Source organism: Haloactinopolyspora sp., from assembly GCF_027324685.1.
Classification (GTDB): domain Bacteria; phylum Actinomycetota; class Actinomycetes; order Jiangellales; family Jiangellaceae; genus Haloactinopolyspora.
In genome coordinates this window covers 1-3,370 of sequence record NZ_DAHVSH010000019.1, presented here as the reverse complement: position 1 = coordinate 3,370, position 3,370 = coordinate 1, and the positions used below count along the sequence as shown (strand labels likewise).

At 69.9% G+C, this 3,370-nt stretch carries 6 protein-coding genes; 1 reads left to right on the top strand and 5 read right to left on the bottom strand.

The window, feature by feature from the left end; genetic code table 11:
• From M6444_RS02935 to M6444_RS02915, 5 genes are all read right to left on the bottom strand, one after another.
• The coding region (locus M6444_RS02935) for an NAD(P)-dependent oxidoreductase (protein WP_298322943.1) at positions 1-894 on the bottom strand (894 nt) is incomplete at its 3' end.
• Entirely contained in the window at positions 887-1,498 is a 612-nt protein-coding gene (locus M6444_RS02930) for a UbiX family flavin prenyltransferase (RefSeq protein ID WP_298322940.1), read from the bottom strand. The genes M6444_RS02935 and M6444_RS02930, both read right to left, overlap by 8 nt.
• Positions 1,499-1,508: 10 nt before the next feature.
• Positions 1,509-1,754, bottom strand: a complete 246-nt coding sequence (locus M6444_RS02925) for a thiamine pyrophosphate-dependent enzyme (RefSeq protein ID WP_298322937.1) — start codon at positions 1,752-1,754, stop codon at positions 1,509-1,511.
• Positions 1,751-2,308 (bottom strand): dihydrofolate reductase family protein, encoded by a 558-nt coding sequence (locus M6444_RS02920; protein ID WP_298322934.1) that lies wholly within the window; start codon positions 2,306-2,308, stop codon positions 1,751-1,753. The genes M6444_RS02925 and M6444_RS02920 overlap by 4 nt, the downstream gene beginning before the upstream one ends.
• 75 nt (positions 2,309-2,383) lie before the next feature.
• Positions 2,384-3,001 (bottom strand): DUF2231 domain-containing protein, encoded by a 618-nt coding sequence (locus tag M6444_RS02915; protein ID WP_298322931.1) that lies wholly within the window; start codon positions 2,999-3,001, stop codon positions 2,384-2,386.
• Positions 3,002-3,255: 254 nt separating this feature from the next.
• Between M6444_RS02915 and M6444_RS22855 the strand changes: the two genes are divergently transcribed.
• The coding region (locus tag M6444_RS22855) for a manganese catalase family protein (protein WP_363326217.1) at positions 3,256-3,370 on the top strand (115 nt) is incomplete at its 3' end.

Sequence of the window (3,370 nt, the reverse complement as noted above, 5' to 3'; positions counted from 1 at the left end):
GTGCGGGGTGAACACGACGTTGGGCAGGCGGCGCAGCGGGTGTTCGGCGGGAAGGGGCTCATCGGCGAACACGTCGAGCCCTGCGGCCGCCAGCGGGCCGTTGGTCAGCACGTCGACGAGTGCGGCTTCGTCGACGATGGCACCCCGGGCGGTGTTGATCAACACGCTGCCCGGGCGCATCGATCGCAGCCTGGTCGCATCGAGCAATCCGCGGGACTCCGGAGTGAGCTTCAGATGGATACTGACCACGTCGCTGCTGGCCAGCACCGCGTCCAGGGGCAGTCGCTCGATGTCGTCGTCGCTGTGCCGGGCCGGGTGCGCCGCGCCACCTGAGCCCGCGCCGGGGCGGCCCCAGGCGACCACGTCCATACCGAGGGCCTGGCCGAGCCGGGCGACCCGGCTGCCGAGCCGGCCCATCCCCAGCACGCCCAACCGCCGCCCGCGCAACGTACGCCCGGTCAACAGGGGCCACCGGCCACCGGTTCGAGCGCGCTCAGCTGCGGGGAAGTGTCGCATGGCGGCGACCATGAGACCGAGGGTGAGTTCAGGCACGGCGGCCAGCCCGACGGTGGCCTGGCCCAGGGCGACGGCCACGCCGCGCGCCGACATCGCCGCGGCGTCGATGTGGTTGGCGCCGGTGCCCGTCTGCAGGACGAGCTCGAGTTTGGGCAGTCTGCGCAACAGCGCATCGTCGAACCGGGTGCGTTCGCGCAGCGCCACGACCGCGTCGACGTCGCGCAGCTGATCGTCGGGCACCTGCGACAACGGGTGGTCGAGGATGCGCACCTCGGCGTCGTGGCTCAGCCGAACCGTCGCGGGCGCTTTGGCCAGCAAGCCCTCGTAGTCGTCGAGGATCAGCACCACCGGTCTCGCGAGCTGAGTCGGGTCAGGCATCACGCCTCCGGCGGGGGGAGGTGGAGTGCGACAGTTTGCCGTCCCAGCGACGCACGTCGTCCGGGTCGAGCCCGAACTGGTCGAGCACGCGACCGGCGATGTGGTCGAGCATGTCGTCCAGCGACTGCGGCTGGTTGTAGAAGGCGGGGACGGGCGGGAACACGACGGCGCCGGCTCGGCTGACGGTGAGCAGGTTCTGCAGGTGGATGTCGCTCAGCGGTGACTCCCGGGCCAGCAGCACCAGCGTGCGGCGCTCCTTGAGGACGACGTCGGCGGCGCGGGTGATGAGGTTGTCGGCCAGCCCGTGCGCGACGGCGGCGACGGTACGCATGCTGCACGGCGCGACGACCATGCCGTCGATGCGGAACGACCCGCTGGACAGCGTCGATGCTTGGTCGCCGATCTGGTGGACGACATCGGCCATCGCGCGGACGTCGTCGACCGAGTACGGCGTCTCGTGTTCGATGGTGCGCCGGCCCCACTGGCTGATCACCAGGTGGGTCTCGACGTCCATCGCGGCCAGGCGTTGCAGGATCCGGATCCCGAACATCGCGCCGGTGGCACCGGTCACGCCGACGGCGATCCGGGTACGTCGTTCGCTCACGGCCCCTCCTTCATCGATGCTGGGTGACGACGTCGACGAGTACGGGCACGCGTTGGTCGCGCACCGTGGCGAAGGCGCGCTGCAACACCGGCCCGAGTTTGGCCGGATCGCTGATGGGTCCTGTGGACTCGATGCCGAACGACGCCGCCATCGCGGCGAAATCCGGCGCTGGGGCGTCGAGGTCCAGGCCGATGTGGGCGCGGGTGACGTCGCGGCCGCGGTCGGTGATGCCACCAGCCCCGGCAACGGACCTCAATCGGCCCGTCGATAGTGCAAGGCGATGGCGCCGTTGTTGAGCGGCTCCGCCGAGATCAGGTCAAGGCGTCGGGTGCCGGGCAGTCCGCCTTGGTACAAGGTGGGGCCGTGGCCGGCGATCATGGGATGGGCGAGGAACTCGTACTCGTCGATCAGATCCAGCCGGTCCAGTGCTGTCGCGAGTTTGCCGCTGCCGACGAGCACCCCGCTGGGCGTTTGATCCTTGAGCGCCTGCACCGCCGTGCGCAGATCGCCGTCGAGGTGGTGGCTGTTGGTCCACGGGAAGTCGCGCCGCGTGGCCGAGACGACGTACTTCGGCTTGGCGTCCAGCTTGAGTGCCCACTCGCGCATCGCCGGCGGCGCATCGACGTCGCCGCGAGCGACCGCCGGCCAGTAGCTCTCCATCATCTCGTAGGTGGTGCGGCCCCAGAGCATCGCGCCGCACTCGTCCATGAGGCGGGTGAAGTGGGCGTGCGTCTCGTCGTCGGCAATGCCCTCCTGGTGGTCGACGCACCCATCCAGGGTGACGTTGATGCTGAACGTGAGAAGACCCATCAGAACCGTTCCTTCCTCGATCATGTGAACCTGCGTACCGTACGGCGATCTGCACGCGGCGTGATCGAGGTGGAGTCACCCGGTTTCGGCCGGCTCGGACGTCAACTCGAAGGCGGGATGGCGGCTGCCGACCTTGCGGGCGACCGTCATGTGCCCGCCGAGGAATGCTCCGGCGCCGACCACCGCCGCGCCGCACAAGCCCAACGCCGCACCGAGCCGGTGCCGCCCGCTGCTGCGCGCTGCGAACGATGCTCCGTACAGCCCCAGCGCGGTGACGTTGCCAGCGGCGTGGACCAAGCCGACCCGCCGCTGCTCAGGCGTGGTTCGCCCCCACTCCGCCACGCCGGTCACGGCGGTGGGCAGCGCTGCGAGGATTCCGGCGCCGACGAGTAATCGGGCCGCAGGCTGCGCGTCCGGCCGGCGCGAGAGGTCCAGGACCACCGCGGAGGTCCACATCCCGATCGGCATGTCGGAGAGCACCGGATGCAGGGCGTGGCCGAGCCACGTGCCGTACAACGTCGCACGCGCGGTCCCTTGTGCCGTCAGTACGCCGGCCACAGCGCGCAGCGGCCCTTCGTAGCGGTCGAGTGCGGTAGCGGTCTCCACCCGGCGCACCACCCGCACCGTCCAGGGCACCGATGCTGTCGGCGGCACGGGGTCCGGATCGGAAAGTTCGTGCGGATTCGTCGTCATCGCCCACCGTCCTGGTCCGCTCGGCGCCATCGCGAACGTCAGGCGTGCCGTACCCGCAACCGGGTGCGGCTAACGCGATCGACTCGCAGCCCCGCCCGGAACATGACGATCCGTCCGAATCGAGAGCTTTCAGGGTGAATGCCCGCATGCCGGTTCTGACGACTGGGTACGAGCGCGGAACTTGATTCCAGCGCACGGTGACCGGCCCGAGCTGCGCCGTCGTAATCCGCCCAGGTCCCAGAGGGGGTACCGACATGTTCTTCCACCGCCAAGAGCTGCAACACCGAGCCAAGCCCGACCGCCGGGACGCGGTGTACGCCCGCAAACTCCAGGAAGTCCTGGGCGGTCAGTACGGTGAGATCACCGTGG

What these genes read in the sequence shown, in the direction of transcription:
- M6444_RS02920 (WP_298322934.1), bottom strand. Translation starts at nt 2,308, where the DNA reads ATGGGTCTTCTCACGTTCAGCATCAACGTCACCCTGGATGGGTGCGTC.
- M6444_RS02915 (WP_298322931.1), bottom strand. Translation starts at nt 3,001, where the DNA reads ATGACGACGAATCCGCACGAACTTTCCGATCCGGACCCCGTGCCGCCG.